A 20090-nucleotide genomic window follows, 5' to 3' on the forward strand; every position below is an offset into this window, starting at 1 on the left:
GTGCCGGTCAGGATTCACATTGATGAAGTGCCGGAGGGGGTGCTGTTGGCGGCGGGGATTACGTGTACGGTGGTGGTTAACTGACTGCAAGACCGAGTCGCACCCATAGCGACTCGGTATCACTCCTTGCAAAACGTCTCATGCAAATGCCGCCAGACCACCTTGCCGTCGAGCTGCTCAAATACAACCGTCGACCGCCGATCAGAATGCAGCCCCGTCGCATCGGTCTGCTGCTCGCGGTAACTCACCACTGCGCCACCGTCATACAGTGCGATACCTCGCAACTCGCTGAGCTCAATCCTGAATCCGAGTTTCTTGCCGCCCGCCAGCAGAAACAATTCATTCAACGCCTCGAAATCCAGCACCCGGCCCAACGGTGAGACCATGGAAAACTGCGGTGAAAAACGCGTCAGCAATTGTTCAAGCTCAGACAGGTCTCGCTCCTCGGCCAGCCATTGCTCGATGGCGACGTGGGCCTGGATCACTTCGTCAAAGTATTGGGTGTAGTCGGTCATGTTTGATTCCTGAAATTCTGAAGCGTCAACCCGGTCTCAAAGCTGCCCACGCAACCCGAACCGCTTCATCAACCCCGACTCCAACAATCCTTTTGGCAGCAACCCCGCCATCAACGGCAACGCCCGGCTGCCGTTACCCAAACGCACCAGGCGCGGCGGTTTGCTTTGCTGTACAGCCTTGAGCAAACCGGCGGCAAATTCACTGGCCGGCGTCGGTTTGTCCTGAGAGGCCTTGGCCCGTGCACGAATACCTTCACGCAACGGCCACCACGGCGATTGTTCGGTGATCAGTTGCTCGGCTTCGTGGCCGGCATTCTTGGCGAAGCTGGATTCGATCGCGCCGGGCTGGACTTCCATCACCCGCACACCGAACGGCGCCAGTTCCATGCGCAGCGCATCGCTCAAGGCATGCACCGCGGCTTTCGAGGCGCAGTAGGCGCCGGCAAACGGCGTGACCAAAACCCCGGACACGCTGCCGATGTTCACCACCAGCCCCCTGGCGCGACGCAGTACCGGGAACATCGCGCGGGTGACGCCGACGATGGCGAACACGTTGGTTTCGAACTGACGCTGCATGGCCGGCACGCCGCCGTCCAGCAGCGGACCCATGGCGCCATAACCGGCGTTGTTGATCAGCACATCGAGGCCGCCGTGTTGCTGGTTGATCCGCTCGCTCAGCTGTTCGAGCGCCGGGCTGTCGTTGACGTCCAGTTGCACGGCGGTGAACCCGGCGGCGGTCAGGGTTGCCACATCTTCAGCTTTGCGGGCGCTGGCCCAGACGTCATAACCGGCACGTTTGAAGGTGTCGGCGAGGGCGCGGCCAATGCCGCTGGAACAACCGGTAATCAACGCAACGGGCATGGCGCGGTCCTTGTGCAAAAGAAAAGGGGGATCAGTCGGAGAAACTACCCTGCAAACGCTCGGCGCGAAACTCCAGGGTTTGCGGGCGATAGCCGGGGCGCAGCGGCGGCAACGGCAAGCAGTCTTCCCAATTGCCGCCGGCCTGCAGTTCGCCGGGGCCGCGATAGCGTGGCGCGGTGTATTGATTGTCGGCCAGGTTCACCGTATCGCCCGGCGCATATGCGGCGACGCGCCAGCGCAGTTCGGTCAATGGCACGTCGTTACCGTTCTTCATCGTCAGCTTCAACGGGCGATCCGCCGGGCAGTGCTCCGGGGCATAGACGATACGCAGTTCAAGGCGCGCCAGTTGCTTGACCTCGCGGTTGTCCAGCCAGACTACCCACGTCGCCACCAGGCCCAACCCGACGGCGGCCGCCATGGACACCGGCACGGCCTTGGCCGGATAGCGCAGCAGCAGGATCAGCCAGGTAATGACCAGCAGGACGCCGATGAACATGTTTGAACGCTCCTTGAACTCATGAACACCATCCTACCGAAGGGGCGCAAGAATGGACATTCATGGCCCAAGGTCGATGACCGTTGGTCGCTACTGTAATTTCTGACAGTAGCCAGGCAGGTGATCGAAACGTTAGAAGACATTGACTGACAGGGTTGTCATTGGGTGGGCGATGACAATGGGATTGCATTCAAAAACGCCGAGGCTGAGCGTTGTCGATCCGCGCGGCTTGTCGATCCGTTCGGTGGATTATTGGCGTGCCATCGAAAACCAGCCCGCCGAGGCCCGCATCAACCGCACTGTTCACGATGGCGCAGGACGTGCGGTCAAGCAGTGGGATCCGCGATTATGGGCGCTGCAAGTGGGCGATCCCCTGGCGCCGGCCAATCTGACCACGGTGTATTCGCTGCCCGGGAACGTGTTGCGCACGGACAGCGTCGATGCCGGAACGCAGATCAACCTGCATGGTTTGGCTGACGAAGTGGTATTGGGGTGGGACAGTCGCGAAACCCGTCGCGAGGTCGAGTATGACGATTCGCTGCGCGCGGTCGCGGTGTTCGAACAAGGGGCGAGCGAGCCTCGGCACTGTGTCGAGCGTTTTACCTATGGTCGTCCCGGTCTGGGCGATCCGACGCGTAATCAGTACGGCCAGCTGATTCGTCATGATGACCCGGCGGGAACGATGCTGTTCCCGTCGTTTGCAATTACCGACAACTCTCTCGAACAAATCCGTCATTTCACTCTGGACCCGGTAACCCCCGACTGGCCGGAATCGATTGATGATCGCCAACGGCTGCTCGAGCCGGGTACGGGGGCGATATCCAGATGGCGTTTCGGTCCTTTGGGTGATGTGCTGGAGCAGATCGATGCCAAGGGCAATCGTCAGGCCTTCGGTCTGACCATCGATGGCCGATTGCGCGAAAGTCGACTGCAATTGAAGGATCAACCCACTGGGCAAACGTTGGTCAGCGAGATCCGCTACAACGCCCAAGGGCAAGTCGAAGGGGAGGTCGCGGGGAACGGGGTGCGGACGACGTTGGCCTATCGACCCGAAGATGGTCGCCTGATATGTCGCCGGGCCGAGGACGCCAGTGGCGGGGTGTTGCAGCATCTGATCTACGGCTATGACCGGATGGGCAATGTCCTGAGTATCGAGGATCAGGCCTTGCCGATCCGCTACTTCGCCAACCGGCGCATCGACCCGATCAGCCGCTTCCGCTACGACAGCCTTTACCAGTTGATCGAGGCCTTTGGTTGGGAGGCGGGCGGGGCCAATCAAGGGCCGGACTCGATCGGTCGCATTGATCCGTCAGCGGTCAGCAACTACCGGCAGGCCTATACCTATGACAAGGGCGGAAATTTGTTGAAGCTGACCCACGTCGGCGCGCAAAACCATGGACGCGATCTGACCGCCGCCCGCTACAGCAACCGCTGTCTGCCCTGGCGCAATGGCGTGCCGCCTGCCGAAGAGGACATCGGCGCTGCGTTCGACGCCAAAGGTAATTTGCTGGAGCTGGATCAGGGGCGTTTTCTGACGTGGGATCTGCGCAACCAGCTGCAATCGGTCAGCCCGGTGGAGCGAGTTTCCGGACTTAATGACCGGGAATCGTATGCCTATGATGGCGGTGGTCAGCGAGTGCGTAAAATTCGCTCGCTAAATACTAATGCCCGCACCGTGGTGGCCGAAACGCGTTACTTGCCTGGGCTGGAGCTGCGCACTCACAGTGGCACCGGGGAAAATCTGCAAGTCATCACCGCCCAGGGCGGACTCAACAACGTACGGTTACTGCGTTGGGAGAGCCCACCACCGGGAGGCATCAACGACCGATACCGGTACAACCACACCGATCATCTGGGTTCGATTGGGCTGGAGCTTACGGCTGACGCGCAGATCATCAGCCGGGAAGCCTTTTACCCGTTCGGCGAATCGGCCTGGCTGGACGGCGACCCCGTCGCGGTCAGCTATAAGACCGTTGGTTATTCGGGCAAGGAGCGGGACGTGACCGGGCTTTATTACTACGGGTTGCGCTACTACATCCCGTGGTTTCAACGTTGGTGCAGTGCGGATCCGTCCGGTTATGCAGATGGATCGAACCTCTATCGGATGGTTCATAACAACCCGGTCAACTTCATGGATGACGAAGGCGCGGTCACCCGTAAAAAACTGGCCAATGGTTTATGGGCTCCGGTTCTCGCGGTGGGCAAGGAACGCGATGTGCAGGGCGCCGTTCCCATCGACGCGGGAAAAGCTCACCAAATGGTGCCGTTCACGGCCAAACCGACCGACCTTCGCAAGGCATTGTCGGTGCCCCAATTCAGTCGCGAGATGGTCAATACCGATTTGTTCATGTCGACGAAGGTCCGTTACTCATCAAGCGTTGCCTCTCAAATGAATAACAGCGGCGGAGCCAGTTTTATATTTTCGATGCAGCACATAAGTTATTCCGGTTCCGCGAAAGGTGAATTCAATGCCCTCAAGATCGTCGATATCGCGGCGGGCGAAATACCCGATCAATCAAGTGCTGTGTCCGGTTACTGGGCGCCTCAGGGGGGGTACGTTGACATACCGCTGCATCCCAAGGGTACGGATCCCGAGTATGTTTTCACCCCGGGATTCAGTGGCTGTTCTTTGACGGTGGATCAGCTCAACGACAATGTATTGCGGGTAAGACACGTCGAGGGATCAAAGGAAGAGGCCCAGTACAACCAACTACCGGCGGCCGAGCACGGTATGGGAATGAGTGCGGCCATGGAGTTCATGGATTACGGCTTCGATAACGAAGGCACGCAAGTGGTGACGGAGCTGACCGGTTTCGCTTTCATGAAGTACGACCGCAAAACCAGGGTCTGGAATATTCACTACCAGAGCCTTCAAGGAGCGCCGACTATCGGTAAGTTTTCCACGGAGCGGAAACTGTTTGGAGGATCAAAATCCTTTACCAATGTGATGGAGAAGCCGAAGGTCAGAAAGACCATGAGCAAGCAAGTCGGCACTGCCGTCAAACCTTCAGTCAGATAAAAAAAGCCCCCGCCCAACCCACTGCGGATAGGGGACGCAGCGGGCTGGACGGGGGCTTTTTGTTTTACCGGTCAATCACTGGGCGATGGTTTTCACCGCTACGCCGCGTTCGATCGGAGTTGAACGACCGTAGATATCTTCAAACCGCTCGATATCGTCTTCGCCCAGGTAGCTGCCCGATTGCACTTCGATGATCTCGAGTGGAATCTTGCCCGGGTTGCGCAGACGGTGAACCGAGGCGATCGGGATGTAGGTCGACTGGTTTTCAGTGAGCAGGAACACGTTTTCGTCGCAGGTCACTTCCGCGGTGCCGCTGACCACGATCCAGTGTTCGGCGCGGTGGTGGTGCATTTGCAGCGACAGGCACGCGCCCGGTTTGACCGAGATGTGCTTGACCTGGAAGCGACCGCCCATGTCCACCGAGTCGTAGGAACCCCACGGACGATAGACTTCGCAGTGGTTCTGGGTTTCGCTGCGGCCCTGCTCGTTGAGGGTGTTGACCATCTGTTTGACGCCTTGGACCTTGTCCTTGTGGGCGATCATCATGGCGTCCTTGGTTTCGACCACCACGATGTTTTCCAGGCCGATCACCGACACCAGTTTGCCGTTGCCGTGGATCATGCAGTTTTTGCTGTCCTGAATGACCACGTCACCTTTGGTGACGTTGCCGTTGGCATCTTTTTCATTCACTTCCCACAACGACGACCAGCAACCGACATCGCTCCAGCCCGCGGTCAGCGGCACCACGCAGGCGCGCTGGGTTTTTTCCATCACCGAGTAGTCGATGGAATTGTCCGGGCAGCAGGCGAAGGTGGCTTCGTCGAGGGTGACGGTGTCGGCGTCCTGTTGGCTGCGTTCCAGGGTCAGCAGGCAGGTGTCGTAGATGTCCGGATCGTGCTTTTTCAGCTCTTCGAGGAAGCGGCTGGCGCGGAACAGGAACATGCCGCTGTTCCAGAAGTAACCACCGGACTGGACGAACTCGGTGGCGCGTTTCACGTCGGGTTTTTCGACGAAGTGCGAGACACGGCTGACGCCTTCCGGCAGCAGGGCATCGTTGGTGGATTTGATGTAGCCGTAACCGGTTTCCGGTTTGGTCGCCGGCACGCCGAACAGCACCATCTCGCCACGCTCGGCCGCCACGGTGGCCAGGGCCAGGGCGCGTTGCAGGGCTTTCTGGTCTTCCAGCACGTGGTCGGCCGGCAGCACCAGCATCAGTTCGTCGCGACCTTCATTGACCAGCATCATCGCGGTCAGGGCCACGGCCGGCGCGGTATTGCGGCCGAAGGGCTCCATCAGGATGCGCTGGGCTTCCAGCTTACGAGCGCTCAGCTGCTCGTTGACGATAAAGCGGTGATCCTTGTTGCAGACCACGATAGGGGAGTCCATGCCTTCGAACACCAGGCGTTCCAGGGTTTGTTGGAACAGCGTGTGTTCGCCGGTCAGGGCGAGGAATTGCTTGGGGAACTGCTTACGCGAAAGCGGCCAAAGACGTGAGCCGCTACCACCTGACAAGATCACCGGAATCATGTTGTTACTCCTTTAAAATCGATTGGTTAGAGCCACGAACGTTCTGTCGTTTCACTCTTGTTCTTGTTCCGTACCGGATTGCCTTCCGTAGGAGCCGGCTTGCTGGCGATGGCGCCCTTGAGGGCGCCTTCGCTGGCAAGCCAGCTCCTACGGGGGGCCGCGTTTTTTCAGCGGTCCTGTGGGAGAAATCCCGGCAATCCGACTATTGATTAGCGCGTCGACACCGGGCGCTTGACCCACACTGGCGACAGGCTGCTGCCATTGCCGGTGACGTACAGCACCGCGGCTTCACCGCGTTCCAGGGCAACCGGCTTCACGTCGCCGACTTTCTTGTCGCCTTCGTACAGCGCCAGGCTGACTTTCACCGGGTTGATTTCACGCTCGCCACGGCCCTTGGCGGCCACGCTTGGCACCACTTCGGTCTTGCCGTCGGCGGTTTTCAGGGTCAGCGCCTTGTCGCTGAGGTTCTGCACGCGTACCAGGGATTTCTGTTTGTTCTTGAACGGCGGTTCTTCGATCAGTTGCGGCGCGCCGCTGGCGTTGTTGACCAGGGTGTAATAGTGATCACCGGCCAGTTTCACCGGCAGGGTCTGGCTGCCGACCTTGGCGCTGTAGTCGCCGCCCGGCATGAAGCTGAAGTCAGTGCTGGACAGCGGCGCGACTTCGCTCAGGTTGGTGGTGCCAACGGTGGCGCTGACTTCAGCGTTGCCGGCGTTGTAGACCCGCACGAAGCTGGAGCCTTTTGGCGCGACAGGGCCGTAGAGGGCGGCGTCACCCGCGGCGAAGGCCTGTATGGACAGCACGCTCATGCCGGCAACGAGAGCAACTGCCTTGATGGAACGAGCAGCGAGACGACGAGGAGTAGTAGTGAAAGTCATGGGTATACCTCTCTTTCAGTTTTGCGCCCGGTCGGGCGTCTCGGATTTGGTGTTTACAGCTACGTTTTGTTGGCGCGCGCCGGCTTGTTTAAGCTCTGCGACCCACTGCGGGTCGGCGTCACCGATTTCGTTGTTCACGGGCAGATATCGTTCAGGGAACTCCCAGATCAGCACTTGTGGCGGGCTGTTCTTGAAAGCATCGCTTTTGAGGTAGCTGAGCATCGGCAGAACCGGGCCGTGGCCGTCTTCGGCGTAATTGACCACGTCGCTGTGCAGCGCTTCCTTCAGCGCACCGACGAAGTTCCAGCTCGGGTTGGCGCTGTAGCTGGTGCCGATCAGGGCCACCGGCACTTCAGTGTTGGCAAACAACGCGTCGTCACCGGCAGGCTGATCCTGGGCCGCCACGGTGTTGCGCTTTTGCAAAGGTTCTGGCGCCGGCATCAGGTTTTCGAACAGCGGGTCCAGTGGCAGGAACAAGCGCAGGTCGCCCTTGTGCGTCACTTTCTCAGCAGGTTCGGTGACGAAGTTTTGCGGTTCACCACTGAGCGGTGCCTTGTCGGCAATGGTTTTGGCCAGGGCCTGGGCAGCGATTTGCGCGCCTTCCGGGGTCCAGTGGGTGTCGGTGCGCAGGAACACTTGCTGACCGTTCTGTTTGGCTTGTTGCAGCGGGCCGAGCAGGTCGGGGGCGAGGATCTTGTCGGCCGCCACGCGAGCGTGGAAGTCCTTGTACAGATTGGCGTGGATACTCGCCGGCTTCTCTTCACCCAGGTGTTCCGGATACAGGCGGGCCTTGGCCGGCACGATCGCCATCACCAGTTGCACGCCTTTGGCTTTCAGTTCCTGGCGCACGCCTTCGACCAGCGCGTAGTTGCCTTGCAGGTTCAACTCTTCGTTGACGATCGGGTGGAACTCTTCATCGCTGTAGAGCCACTGATCGCGACCGAGCACCACGCCCGGACGCCCTTCGTTGAACAGTTTGAAATCCAGCGCGGCCCAAAGGTTGGTGCCCAGGCGCTTGATCGGAAACTCGTCGTCATAGTGCGTCTCGACGGCTTTGCTCCAGCGACCGTTGAGCACGGTGGCATCGGCGTTGGTGCTGAAGCCGAAGAAGCTGCGTACCGACCACAGACCCAGGACCAGCAAGGTCACCAGGAACAGGGCGATGTAGAAGATGCGTAATGAGCGGGTCATGGTCAGATCCCTCAGAACTGGAAGTAAAGGAACGGCGAGAAGCTTTGCGCCGAGAGTTTGAGAATCGAGGCGATGAACAGCATCAGTACCAGAGCGCGCATCACGTAACGGGACCAGTCAGCGGTCCAGTAGGCCGGTTGCACAGTCGCTTCAACGCCGACGGTGTAGCCCGGTTGATGGATGCTGGCCGGGTTGTCGCCCGGTACGGCTTTGATCGTTCCAGGCGTCGCCGCGGCCGGGCCGTCGGTTTCGCTGTTCACGGAAGGTTTGGTCTTGACCGGCGGCTGGTTGGTGTAGAAATCACGCAAACCGAAGAACGCCAGGGTCACGTAAGCCACCACCAGGGTTGCCACTTGCAGACCGGTGAGGCTGGCCTGGTTGAGTTCCGACAGCGACCATTGGCCGAAGCTGAACATCGCGCCGTACATGCGACCGGCAACGTGCAGGTTCTCGGCGCGGAAGATCACCCAGCCCATCACCACCAGCAGGAACGTCAGGGCCCAACGGATCGGGTTGAAGCTGCGCGGCGAGGTGTTCAGGCCGATGGCTTTTTCGATTGCCAGCCACATGCCGTGCCACGCACCCCAGACGATGTAGGTGATGTTCGCACCGTGCCACAGACCACCGAGCAGCATGGTCAGGAACAGGTTGCGATAGGTCATCAGCGTGCCTTTACGGTTACCGCCGAGGGTGATGTACAGGTAGTCACGCAGCCAGGTGGAGAGGCTGATGTGCCAGCGCCGCCAGAACTCGGTGATCGACTGGCTGATGTACGGCTGTTTGAAGTTTTCCATGAAGCGGAAACCCATCATCAAGCCCAGGCCAATCGCCATGTCGCTGTAGCCGGAGAAGTCGAAGTACAGCTGCGCGGTGTAGGCCAGGGCGCCGAGCCAGGCGTCGCCCGTGGTCGGGTTCTGCAAGGCGAAGCAATGGTCGGCCACCACCGCCAGGGTGTCTGCGATGAAGACTTTCTTGATGAAGCCCTGCATGAACCGCGTGGCACCTTCGGAGAACTTGTCGAGGGTGTGGGTGCGGTTGTTGAACTGGTCGGCCAGGTCACGGAAACGCAACACGGGGCCCGCGATCAAGTGCGGGAAGATCGCCACGAACGCAGCAAAGTCGATCAGGTTGCGGGTGGCCGGGGTATCGCCGCGGTAGACGTCGATGATGTAGCTGATGGACTCGAAGATGTAGAACGAGATCCCGATCGGCAACAGCACGTGGGTCAGGATGAACGGCTCAAGTCCCACCGAGGTCATCATCGCGTTGATGCTGTCCACGCCGAAGTTGGCGTACTTGAAGTAGCCCAGGATGCACAGATCCACCGCGACGCCGAGCAGCAGCCAGCGCTGGGCCGGTTTGGTCCGGACACCGGCGGCGCCAACCTTCAGGCCGATCCAGTAGTTCCACACCGTGACCGCTGCGAACAACGCAAGGAAGTCCACACGCCACCAGGCGTAGAACACGTAGCTGGCGATCAGCAGCAGCAAGTTGCGATAGCGTTGCCCGCTCAGGTAGTACAAGCCGAGAAAGATCGGCAAGAACAGAAACAGGAACACGTTGGATGAAAATACCATCCCGATCTCTCCATGTTTAATGTGTGTAGGAGCTGGCTTGCCAGCGAAAGCGTTGTGTTAGTTACACCGCGCTGGGTCATTCGCCGGCAAGCCGGCTCCTACAGGGTTTGCGGTGTGTGTCAGTTACACCGTGTCGTGCCATTCGCCGGCAAGCCGGCTCCTACAGGTCCTAAGAGCCTTTGTTGCCTTTTTCATTGGCCGGGTCGTAGACCCTGGTCAAATCCCCGCCGAGGCGGAAAGACTTGAACGGCTGCATCTTGTGTTTCTGTGCGAGCACATCCGGCGCGCAGGTGTAGAGCGAGCAGAACGGTTCGAGCCAGGCGAATTTCGAGTCGACCTTGAGGTCGGTCATGTCCTGGTCCTTGCCGTTCTTCTTCTCGAATTGATCCGGGTCTTTCACCCCGGCAAGTACACGATCGCCGAGGCGTTTCAAGGCAGCATTGTTTTCCTGGCGCAAATCCACACCGTTGACCTGGGCGAAACTGGCGATCATCGCCAGTGGCGGCAGGGCGTAGTTGTGGTAGGCGAGGGCGCGTTGCTGGCGCTTGAGTTCGTTGGGCAGGAAGCCTTGCGCATCGACCTGATTGACGCCGACCTTGTATTCCTTGACGGCCCAGTCGAACAGGTCGCGCCGGTTGGTGGCGATGGAGGTGGCCATCACCGACCAGGCGGCCCAGTACGAATGGTTGTTGGTTTGGTCGAGCGGCAGGTTGTCCCAATCGCTGACCACCTGATCGGCCATCTTGCTGAACCAGGCTTCGATCACCCGCGCCTCTTCCTGGTGGTTGGCCAGTGGGTGCGAGTCAGAGAATTTCAGGCGGATATAGGACGAAGCCATGCTGCCCAAGGCCCATTTGCGCATGGACTTGCCAGTGTGGTTGAAGTCCTTGGACATCAACGCGTCGGCCTTGGCCCAGGCGGTCAACCAGTCAAGGGTGCATTCCAGTTGTTCCGGGCGACCGTCACGCATGAACTGCATCACCCGCTTGCTGGTGCCGCGCTCGATCCTGGTGATGTCGGCGGTGCTCTCGCGGAAGGCTTTTTCCGATGCCTCGTTCAGGGTCGAACGGGCCTTGTCGGAGCCTTCGTATTTACTGCGAAACTGCAGGGCGCCGGTGTAGGGCGTCGGCATCGCGTCGCAGCCTTCACTCTTGTCGCCGGTTTTGACTTTTTCAATCGGCGCGAAGTAACCCTGGGGCGGGTGCAGCGGCGCGGCGGCCTGGGTGGCGCCGGCGAACATCGCCAACGCCAGCAGGGAGGGCGCGAGTCGCTTTTTCAAAGTGCAAGTTTGCATGCAGTTCATAAGAGGTCGCCTCATTGCCCGGCTTGAGCGATACGCTGCCCGGAGCCGGAGAACACGTTGCGTTTGCAGATTTTCGCTTCGACTTTCTGCGGCGCGGCACCTGCTTTTTCAGGCCCTTGGACTTCGACGGCCAGCAGATTCTGCGAGGCCCAGTCTTCGTCCGTGCGCAACTCGAAGGCGAAACGCCCGTCGGTGTCGGAGGTTTCCGGTTTGTCGATCTTGATGTCCTCGTGGCGCCCGTTCATGTACCAGAGGGTGGCTTGCAAGGTTTTCACCGAGGTGTCGGCGAAGCGGATGTCGACCTGGTGGTTGCTGTTGCGCAGGTCCAGGTTCTTGCTGTTGACCATCAATTCGTTTTTGCCCGGTTTCAGCGTGGCGCTGGCGCTCATCTGTGCGTCTTTGCCTTCGCAACCGTTGTCCAGCAGCGCCATCATCTGGCGGTAGATGGTTTCCTGGTCGAGGCGATACAGCGGCGAGAACTCCCAGATGAGAATCTTCGGTGGCTTGGTCTGGAACTCTTCGCTGCCCAGGTACTGCAGCATCGAACCTTCGAAGCCACCACCGGGGAACGCCACGTTGAGGATGTCGGCGCCGATGGCCTCTTCGAGGAAACCGGAGAAGTTGTAGTTCTTGCCACTGTGGCTGGTGCCGACCAGGGTGATCTCCGGGTTGCCGGAGTCACTGAACAGATCGCCGTCCGCCGCTTCGCCCTTGGGCTCGGTGGTGAACTGATCCATGTACTGGATCGCGTAGCTGGTGCCACAGAGTTGACCGGCCATGTTGTGTAACGTTCCGGTCTTGCCCATGCGACCCGACTTATGGGTCTCGAATTCACGCTTGGGAATGTCGGCGAAGGCCGGCAACTGCTTGACCTTCTCGGCGACGATCTTCGCCGTGCGCTGGGCGCCATACGGGGTCCAGTGCTGGTCGCCGCGGAAATAGAAATCGTGGGCCGGCAGGGTCTCGGGCAGCGATTCGTTGGTCAGCGGCGACAGGTCCGGCACTACGTAGCCCATCTGCGCGAAACGCCCGAGCATGGATTTGTAGTTCTTCAGCGCCTTGTCGAAATCGAAGCTCGCCTTTTCGGCCGGGTTCAGCTTGTTGCGGTTCACCAGGCCACGGGTCGGCTGGTAAACGATGACCAGTTCCACGCCTTTGCTCTTGAACGCATCGTGCAGCTGTTTCATGCGTTTGTAGCCGGCGGGCGTGGTGTCGAACTCGGTGCGCAAGTCTTCCTGGGTACGGAACAGCCAGTCGCCCTGGGCCTGCACCAGTGTGGTGAAGTTCTGCTGATAGCGCGTGGTGTAGTTCTTCGGGTCGTGGGCTTGCGGGCAGAGGTTGCAGCAGTCCTCGGCCTTGAATGTCGGTGCGCTTGCGTTGCCGGCGGCTGCTTCGGCGCGAACACCGCCGCTGGCCGCGAGGATGCCCGCGGTCAGGGCGGACAGGCTGAGTAATTTGATCAAGTGTGGGTGCATAAAATTATCCTCAGTCCTGCAGTTTGGTCTGGCGTTCGACGGGGTCGATCAGCACGGCTTTCTGCTGGCGCACCAGCAGGTCGAGAATTTCATCCTGGCGCTCGCCGAGAATCCCCGTGAAGCTGATGCCGCTGGTTTTGGTCGGCGCGAGCATCGACACGCGATACAGCTCCACGCTCAGCGGCGAGTCGATCGACAGCGGTCCGCTGCCATTGGCGGCCAGCTCACCGCCAACCACAATCAGCGAGACCTGGGCGTCGAACGGGTCGAGCTTAATGTCGCGGTCGGTGTCGGTCAGGTCTTTGATGTGCCCGTAGACACCGGTCAGGCCGTTGGCCATCGACACGTTTTCGTACAGGCGAATATTCACGCTGTTACGAATACGGATGCCGTGGCGCTGGTTGCTGATCACCTTGTTGCCCCATAACAGGTTGTCGGCACTCTCGTAGAGGGTGATGCCGTCGGTGTGGTTCTTGTAGATCTCGTTGTAGGCGATCAGGTTGTTCACACTGTTACGGTCGATCACCAGGCCCGACAGCTTGTTGTCGTAGCTGCGGTTGTTGAAGATGAAGCTGTCGTTGACCTCACGGGAAATAATGATCCCGTGCTTCTTCCTGGTCCCGTACACCGTGTTGTCGGCGATGATCAGGCCGTGGGAACGGTCGTGGGGGTCGATGCCGTAGACGATGTTGTCTTTGTAGGTGTTGCCCTTGACCACGAAGTCGCGGGTTTCGTAGCAGTAGAAGCCGTACCACATGTCCGAGAACTCGGAGCCGACGATCCAGCCGGTCGGTTCAGGGCGCTTGAGCACCTTGGCCATGTTCGGCGTGTATTGGGAAATACTCACGCCGTAGGACTTACTGTTGGCGTAACCGAAACTGGCGATCTTGCTGTCGGCGATGTAGGTCTCGGTGCCGCCCCAGGACAGCAGGAACGGCCGGAATTCCTTGGGCGACTTGAAGGCCGCCGGGCCGTTGGCCTTCTCGCTCCAACCGGTGATCTTGGTGTTACGCACAAACAGCTGGCCGTCGTTGACCAGGAACGAACCGGCCTCTTGGGACAGGCGCAATTCCTCGGTCTGCTTGTCGATTTCGAGGATGCCTTTTTGCCCGACCACGATTGGCAGCTTCGCCAGGAACACGCCCGGCGAAGTTTCACTGAAGTACTGCTTGGGCAGCTTGTTGGTCAGGTCCTTGAGGTTCATGTAGCCGTCGTCGATGAAGATCGCCTGCGGGATGCCGTGCTGACGCACCACCCACTCGGCCATCTTGTTGTCGCCGCCAATGAAGTCCTTCAGGGCGTTCTCCTGCATCATCCGGCGCACACTGACTTTGCCGGGTTTGGTGCGCACGATTTTTGCGGCGATGGCGTCGCTGGTGTAGCCAGAAGTGTCCGGCAGTTTCGGCGTGGCCAGGTCCAGCGGCGCGGTGGGCGCGCTGCTGACGGTGTAGGTCTTGGCCTGTTGCAGCCCTTTGGCCATGGTCGTCGATTTACCCTGTTGCACAGGCTTGGCCGGTTCGACGGTGGCGAAGGCGGCTGCGCTGGCCAGCAGCAGCGCGCCGGCCAGCAGGCTGATCGAGCCTTTCTTGGCACTGTTCATGTCGGGCACTCCCTTCGCGGTTTGCATCAGAAGCGCCAGACCACGTCGACAAACGCGCGGTGCATGTACGAGTCGACTTCCTTGCCATACGCATCGCCTGGCTTGAACACACCGCCACGCACACGCACCAGGGCCGAAGGCTCATCGATCGACTGGCTCAACGACGCCGGCAGCAGGCCTTGCTTGAAGTACTTGGTGACCACCACGTCCATTTCCTGACCGAGGTCCTTGTTGCCATCTTCCAGCGGCAGGGAAGTGCTGGAGAGGATCGCGCCGGTCACGTCATCGGTGTCGTTCTCGACAGCGTTGATGCCGTTGCTGCCCACTGGCTTGTTACCGTCCACACGCCAGAATTTGTGGTAGATCAGGCTGGCGTCGTATTCGTCGTTGAGCATCCAGGAGCCGAACAACGTGGCGGTCTGCATGTTGTTCATTTCGCCACGGAAGGCTTCGCCGAAACGGTGAACCCGCGAGCGCGTACCGGTGTAGTTCGAGCGGTTGCTTTCCAGGCCGGTCTGTTCGTACTCGGCGCTGGCGCGGGCATAGGCGGCACCGACTTGCCACTGCGGATCGAGGCGCAGGCGCACACCCACGTCGGCGGCCCAGCCGTTCAGGTCTTCGCCACGCTTGGCTTCTGCCGGGCGGGTGCCGTCGGCATTGAGCGGGTTGACCGTGTCGCGGTCACCGCTCATGCCGGTGATGCTGCCCCAGTAATTGACGGTGTTGGTGTTGCGCCAGTTATAGGCATCGCTGTCGGCGGTGAGGCCGAGCCAGCTGATGTCGCCGTTCTCTTTCTTGTCCAGCGAATCGCCGGCAACACCCGGCTCCGGGTAGTCGAGCTTGCCGTCATCGTGGGTGTGATGACCGCGAATGCCGACCCAGTTACCGGGTGACCACTGGCCGGCAACGTCGCCATAAACGTGCAGGCGATCCTTGTCCTTGGGCGCCAGTTCTTTCAGGTCGGTGCGGTATTCGCTGAAGCGTTCGGCAATACCGACGTTGGCGCGCAACAGCGTGGTGTCGAAGGTCCAGTTCAGGGCTTCGATGTTGGTGTCGCGCCATTGGCCGTCGTCGTTGCGCAGGCGTTGGCGACCGAGTTTGAGGATCTCGCCAGGGTAGGGCGTGAGTCCGCCGTAGCCGACCCAGAACTCGCGCATCGCCAGGTAGTTTTTCTTGGTTTTGCGATCACCGTTGTCGGTGGTCTGGGTACCGTCGCTGTCGGACTGTTGCAGGGTGTCGGTTTCGATGATGTCGGTGGACGTCACGGCCTGGCCCATGGCGTAGGCGCTCCACGCGCCGCTTTCGCCGTATACCCACGGACGCAGGTCGAGGCCGACGCCGGACACGTCGCCGCCGCTGGCGGTGCCCAGGTCACGGTCGTCTTCGGACTGGCCGGTAACTTTGACTTCAAGGCCGAAATTCTTGTCTTCGGTCATGGCTGCCAGGGTCGGGCACGACCACAGCAGGGCGAATGTCAGGCCAATACCGGCCTTCACGAAAGGATTGAGCTTCATAGGGATTCCTCGCCGTCTTCTTCTTGCAGAGCGTGCAGTTCCAGCGTGTCCGGACTCACGGCGCTACGAATGGCCTGCTCTTGTTTGAGCAGGCGTTGGGCCTCGGCCAGCCGATCAGGTGGCAGTTGCGCTTCGAGTGTTTGCGCAAGCTCAGTGGCTTGCGGGGTGCCTTGAGCCTTGGCCAATTGGCTGAAGACGTAAGCGTTGACCGGGTCAGGGCGGGTGCCCTTGCCTTGGGAAAACAGTTGGGCGATGGCGAAGTCGGCGCTGTTCTGGCCGTTGCGCGCAGCGGTCAACAGGTGGTCCAGGGCTTTTTGCGGATAGACCTTGCCCAGGAAGCCACGACGGTAAATCTGGCCGAGGTAGTAATCGGCGGCGACTTCCCTGCCGACGGCTTTCTTGAAGTGCTCTTCGGCGACCTTGGCGTCGGCCGGCACCATCTTGCCTTCGTAGTAGAGCTTGCCCAGCAACAGTTCGGCGCGCGGCTGGTCGGCGGCGCGACCGTTGTCCAGGTACTTCATCATCGTGTCGACGTCGCCCAGTTCAGGGAAGTCGTAGAGCAATTGCGCCAGGCTGACCCAGGACGCCGGGTAGCCGGGGGCGATGCCTTCGAGCAGCGACTGAGCGGTTTTTTCGTCGGTCTTGCCCAGGTTTGCATCGCCCAGCACGCGGGCCACGCTGTCGACCCGTTGCGCCGAGACGGTGCCACGGCTGTGGGCGGCCTGCATCTGCTTGATCAGCTCGGCCTGTTGTTCGGGCTGGCCGCGTTTCTGATAGACCGTGGCCAGTTCGACGTAGCAGATGTCGGTGGTGTTCAACGCCGCTTTGCAGACTTTCTCCACGTCATCCAGGTGCTGGTCGTACGTGCCCTGAGTGCGATAGAGCAGCACCTGGGCCAGACCCGCTTCCGGTTTGCCTTCGGCACGCCATTGGCTGATCTGCTGCTGTGCGTTGACGTTGGGGAAACTGTGCGGGAATTGCAGGTACAGCATCGCCAGCGGGATCAGGGTGTTGCCTTCGCCATTGGCCGAGGCTTTTTTCAACAGCGTTTCGGCTTCGTGGTGTTCGGCCTCGGTGGCGCCGGGTTTGGCCACCAGCAGGCGACCCAGGCGAGCCTGAGCCCGCGGCGAGACGCTGGCCGCGGCGCGGTAAGTCGCCTCGGCTTTTTTGATCTGCGCCGGGTCGCGGCTGTCGACCTGTAGATCAGCCAGCCCAACCTGGGCTTCGCTGTAACCCAAGTCGGCCAGTTGCTGGTAGTTCTGCGCCGCCAGCGCGGTGTCGCCGCGCTTGAGGGCTTCATTGGCCAGACGCTGGTCGGGCAGGCCGGCGCAACCGGCCAGGCTTACGGCCAGTGCAACTGCACACAGTGATCCTATGTGGGTGCGCGGTGTTCTGAGGATTTGTGGAGTCGTCACGGGCATGTCCTCTGTTTAAAGACCGGCGGCCATGGCTTTGTTGATCAGCCAGTTCAGATTCGGGCCACGGGTGCTGCTCACTTCCACCGGGCGGCCGGCGAAGGCGCTGTCCAGTGGCTCGTCAGGTTTGATCTGCACGCGGATGTCGGACGACAGGTCAGCGCTTTTCAGGCTGGTGCTGCTGACGATCTTGCCGGTACGGGTCTGGTCTTCGCCGGCGATCTGGAAGCTGACCGAGGTGCCTGGACGCACGTCGCCGAACTGGCGATAGGAGAAGCGTGCTTCAACGTTGGCTTCGGTGTTGCGCGGCACCAGTTGGAAAATCACGTCGCCTTTGCTGGCGTACTGACCGTTAGCCACCAGTTGCTGGGCCACGGTGCAATCGCACGGCGAGGTCAGGGTGCCGGTCATTTGCTTGCCGAACAGTTCTTCAACCTTGGACGGTTGCAGTTGACCTTCGTCCAGATGGCCCTTGAGCACGTCGAGCATGCTGGTGCTGAAGGTCGCCAGTGGCGCGCCTTTGGCCGCAACGCCGTCGGCTTTCACCAGGCTCTGCACGGTGCCGTCGCGCGGCATGGTGATGTTCATGCCCTGCACGCTGACCAGACCGGCCTGGGCGTGGCTGACGAAGTACATGCCGTACACCGATTTGAAGATGAAACCGAACGCCACCAGACCGACCGCGAAGATACCGGCGCTGAAGGTCACCGCTTTCAGACGGCCGAGCGGGGTCATGCCGTGGCCGCCGTCCTTGACCTTGCGCGCCTTGGTGAAGTTGTCGCGCTGCAGGGTGGCCAGCACTTCGCCGATGCTGACAATGTCGCCGGCCAGGTGCGAGGTGATCAGGTGGCGCAGGGTGGAAATGTCCCGGGGTTCCAGGTTCTGGAACTGGCAACCAACGCGGCCGGTCTGGCGGTCGGCGGAGCGGATCTGCAATTCCACGTCCATGGCCAGGCCAAGGTTGTCGATGACGAATTGCAGGCGGGCCTTATGCACGTCGCCGACCTTCAGCGGCAGCTGACCGGCGTTGAACGCCAGGCCGCCAGCGGAAAGATCGATGACCCGGGCTTCGACCGGGGTCCGGTCAGGGCCGAAGAAACGTAGCTTGGCCGGAATTTTCACGCGGGCGTGTTGGCGCTGGGCTTCGGATTCGTGCACTACGTTGCTGTTGACGGCGGTATTCATATGGGCGATTTCCTAGTTAATTCAGGCGAGTTCGGTCAGACCATCATCAGCAGCACGGCGACAAAAATGCTGCCGGCGGAGAAGGTCATGGTCCGAGACGACCAGGTGTTGAACCAACGTTGAAAGCTGGCGAGATCACGGGATAGAGAAGTGGGTTGGCGAGTCCAGGACTGTTGGTCGAGGCGGAAGAACACGTAGATCTTCACCAGTGCGCCGACGATCTGGTTGTAATAGAGAATCGCCGGGTAGGCCGGGCCGATCCGGTGACCGGAGCAGGACAGCAGCAGCGTCAGGATCAGGCGGGTGATGCCGATCCACAGCAGGTAAACCAGGATGAACGCGGTGCCATATTTGAAGGTGGCGATGAGCGCCACGGTCAGGCCCAGCAAGGACGTCCACATCGACACGCGCTGGTCGAACAGCACCACCGACGTGAACAGGCCGAGGCGTTTCATCCCCAGGCCCAGGGCGCGGGAGTTCTGTCGCAGGTTGTTGCCGTACCAGCGGAACATCAGTTTGCGGCTGGCCTTGATGAAGCTCTTTTCCGGCGGGTGTTCAACGGTGTTGATCGCCGCGTCGGGCACGTAGAACGTGTCGTAGCCCAGACGCATCAGGCTGAACCAGCTCGACTTGTCATCGCCGGTCAGGAACTTGAAGCGACCCAGGCGCCAATGTTGAAGCGAGTCGCTTTCCACGTCGGCGATGAAGTCCGGGTTGGTGACCACGGTGGCGCGGAACACCGACATCCGGCCGGTCATGGTCAGCACGCGCTTGGACAAGGCCATCGAGCACATGTTGATGTGGCGCTGGGCGAAACGCAGCTTGTGCCATTCGCTCATGATGTAGCCGCCGCGCACTTCGCAGAACTCGTTGGTGGTCAGGCCGCCGACATTGCCGAACAGCTGGAACCACGGCACGGTCTTGAGCACGACGCCTTCGGCCAGCACGGTGTCGCCATCGATCACCGCCACCACGGCGCGGTCGTCCGGCAGGTGGCGGGAGATGGCGCGGAAACCGTAGGCCAGGCCATCGCGCTTGCCGGTGCCGGGAATGCGCACGAAGTCGAGCTTGACGTTCGCCGGTGGGTTCATGCGTTTCCAGAGGCTCTTGACCAGCAGCTCATCGGACATTTCGACGATGGAGCACACCACGGTGGTCGGCAGGCCGCAGTCGATGGCCTCGCGGATCACCGAGCTGTAGACCTGGGCTGTGGTCAGCGCGTCGATACGGAAACTGGTGACCATCAGGTACACATGGGACGGGTCTGCCGCTTTGCCCAGCTTGCGCACTTTGCGCCGCAGGTACGGGTAGACCACGTACAGAAACAGCATGCCGCGCAGAAAGTGCGTGGCACCCATCGAGTAGCGCCAGATTCCGACGATACCGATCAGGAAGATGAAGTCCTTCGACTCGGAGTCGAACGTGGACGCAGGCAGCGCCATGGCGATGCCCATCAGTAAACTTAGGTAAAACAGCCAACCGGCGGCCTGAAGTAGGCCGTGCTTTAGCCTGTGCATAATCTGCATCCGTCTCG

16 protein-coding genes are annotated in these 20090 nt (G+C 60.5%); 2 read left to right on the top strand and 14 right to left on the bottom strand.

What is annotated here, in order from left to right; translation table 11 throughout:
* Positions 1 to 84 (top strand): hypothetical protein (locus HCU66_RS27200; protein WP_241015621.1); only part of this gene is annotated, 84 nt, incomplete at its 5' end.
* A gap of 35 nt (positions 85 to 119) precedes the next feature.
* On the opposite strand, the gene HCU66_RS21995 is transcribed toward HCU66_RS27200, so the two are convergent.
* The 3 genes from HCU66_RS21995 to HCU66_RS22005 are packed head-to-tail and all read right to left on the bottom strand — an operon-like array spanning position 120 to position 1872.
* Entirely contained in the window at positions 120 to 515 is a 396-nt protein-coding gene (locus HCU66_RS21995; RefSeq protein ID WP_205890557.1) for a DUF4440 domain-containing protein, read from the bottom strand.
* A gap of 36 nt (positions 516 to 551) precedes the next feature.
* Positions 552 to 1376 (bottom strand): SDR family oxidoreductase, encoded by an 825-nt coding sequence (locus HCU66_RS22000; protein ID WP_205890558.1) that lies wholly within the window; start codon positions 1374 to 1376, stop codon positions 552 to 554.
* A gap of 31 nt (positions 1377 to 1407) precedes the next feature.
* A complete protein-coding gene (locus HCU66_RS22005; RefSeq protein ID WP_205890559.1) occupies positions 1408 to 1872 on the bottom strand; it encodes a multidrug transporter in 465 nt (154 codons plus the stop codon).
* 178 nt (positions 1873 to 2050) lie between these two features.
* Between HCU66_RS22005 and HCU66_RS22010 the strand changes: the two genes are divergently transcribed.
* Positions 2051 to 4891 (top strand): RHS repeat domain-containing protein, encoded by a 2841-nt coding sequence (locus tag HCU66_RS22010; protein WP_205890560.1) that lies wholly within the window; start codon positions 2051 to 2053, stop codon positions 4889 to 4891.
* 75 nt (positions 4892 to 4966) lie between these two features.
* Here the strand turns inward: HCU66_RS22010 and HCU66_RS22015 are convergent, their stop codons facing one another.
* The 11 genes from HCU66_RS22015 to alg8 all read right to left on the bottom strand — a co-directional run bounded on the left by HCU66_RS22015 (position 4967) and on the right by alg8 (position 20073).
* Positions 4967 to 6418, bottom strand: coding sequence for a mannose-1-phosphate guanylyltransferase/mannose-6-phosphate isomerase (locus tag HCU66_RS22015; protein ID WP_205890561.1), 1452 nt, complete (start codon positions 6416 to 6418; stop codon positions 4967 to 4969).
* Between the two features lie 209 nt (positions 6419 to 6627).
* Positions 6628 to 7296, bottom strand: a complete 669-nt coding sequence (locus tag HCU66_RS22020) for an alginate O-acetyltransferase AlgF (protein WP_205890562.1) — start codon at positions 7294 to 7296, stop codon at positions 6628 to 6630.
* A 15-nt stretch (positions 7297 to 7311) separates the two neighbouring features.
* Positions 7312 to 8487, bottom strand: a complete 1176-nt coding sequence (locus HCU66_RS22025) for an alginate O-acetyltransferase (protein ID WP_205890563.1) — start codon at positions 8485 to 8487, stop codon at positions 7312 to 7314.
* Positions 8488 to 8498: 11 nt separating this feature from the next.
* Positions 8499 to 10064, bottom strand: coding sequence for an MBOAT family O-acyltransferase (locus tag HCU66_RS22030; RefSeq protein WP_205890564.1), 1566 nt, complete (start codon positions 10062 to 10064; stop codon positions 8499 to 8501).
* Between the two features lie 169 nt (positions 10065 to 10233).
* Positions 10234 to 11367, bottom strand: a complete 1134-nt coding sequence (locus tag HCU66_RS22035; RefSeq protein ID WP_205890565.1) for a mannuronate-specific alginate lyase — start codon at positions 11365 to 11367, stop codon at positions 10234 to 10236.
* A gap of 11 nt (positions 11368 to 11378) precedes the next feature.
* The gene (locus HCU66_RS22040; RefSeq protein WP_205890566.1) at positions 11379 to 12842 is read right to left on the bottom strand and encodes an alginate O-acetyltransferase; all 1464 of its coding nucleotides are present in this window, start codon (positions 12840 to 12842) and stop codon (positions 11379 to 11381) included.
* 10 nt (positions 12843 to 12852) lie between these two features.
* The gene (gene algG, locus HCU66_RS22045; RefSeq protein WP_205890567.1) at positions 12853 to 14442 is read right to left on the bottom strand and encodes a mannuronan 5-epimerase AlgG; all 1590 of its coding nucleotides are present in this window, start codon (positions 14440 to 14442) and stop codon (positions 12853 to 12855) included.
* Between the two features lie 26 nt (positions 14443 to 14468).
* Positions 14469 to 15956, bottom strand: a complete 1488-nt coding sequence (locus HCU66_RS22050) for an alginate export family protein (protein WP_205890568.1) — start codon at positions 15954 to 15956, stop codon at positions 14469 to 14471.
* Complete coding sequence (algK, locus tag HCU66_RS22055; RefSeq protein ID WP_205890569.1) at positions 15953 to 17377, bottom strand: alginate biosynthesis TPR repeat lipoprotein AlgK; 1425 nt, start codon at positions 17375 to 17377, stop codon at positions 15953 to 15955. The genes HCU66_RS22050 and algK overlap by 4 nt, the downstream gene beginning before the upstream one ends.
* Before the next feature lie 9 nt (positions 17378 to 17386).
* Complete coding sequence (locus HCU66_RS22060) at positions 17387 to 18556, bottom strand: alginate biosynthesis protein Alg44 (RefSeq protein WP_205890570.1); 1170 nt, start codon at positions 18554 to 18556, stop codon at positions 17387 to 17389.
* 35 nt (positions 18557 to 18591) lie between these two features.
* On the bottom strand, positions 18592 to 20073 hold the full coding sequence (gene alg8 / locus HCU66_RS22065) for a mannuronan synthase (protein ID WP_420908070.1): 1482 nt from the start codon (positions 20071 to 20073) through the stop codon (positions 18592 to 18594).
* Between the last annotated feature and the right edge of the window lie 17 nt (positions 20074 to 20090).

It is taken from the genome of Pseudomonas frederiksbergensis, assembly GCF_017114915.1.
Classification (GTDB): Bacteria; Pseudomonadota; Gammaproteobacteria; order Pseudomonadales; family Pseudomonadaceae; genus Aquipseudomonas; species Aquipseudomonas frederiksbergensis_I.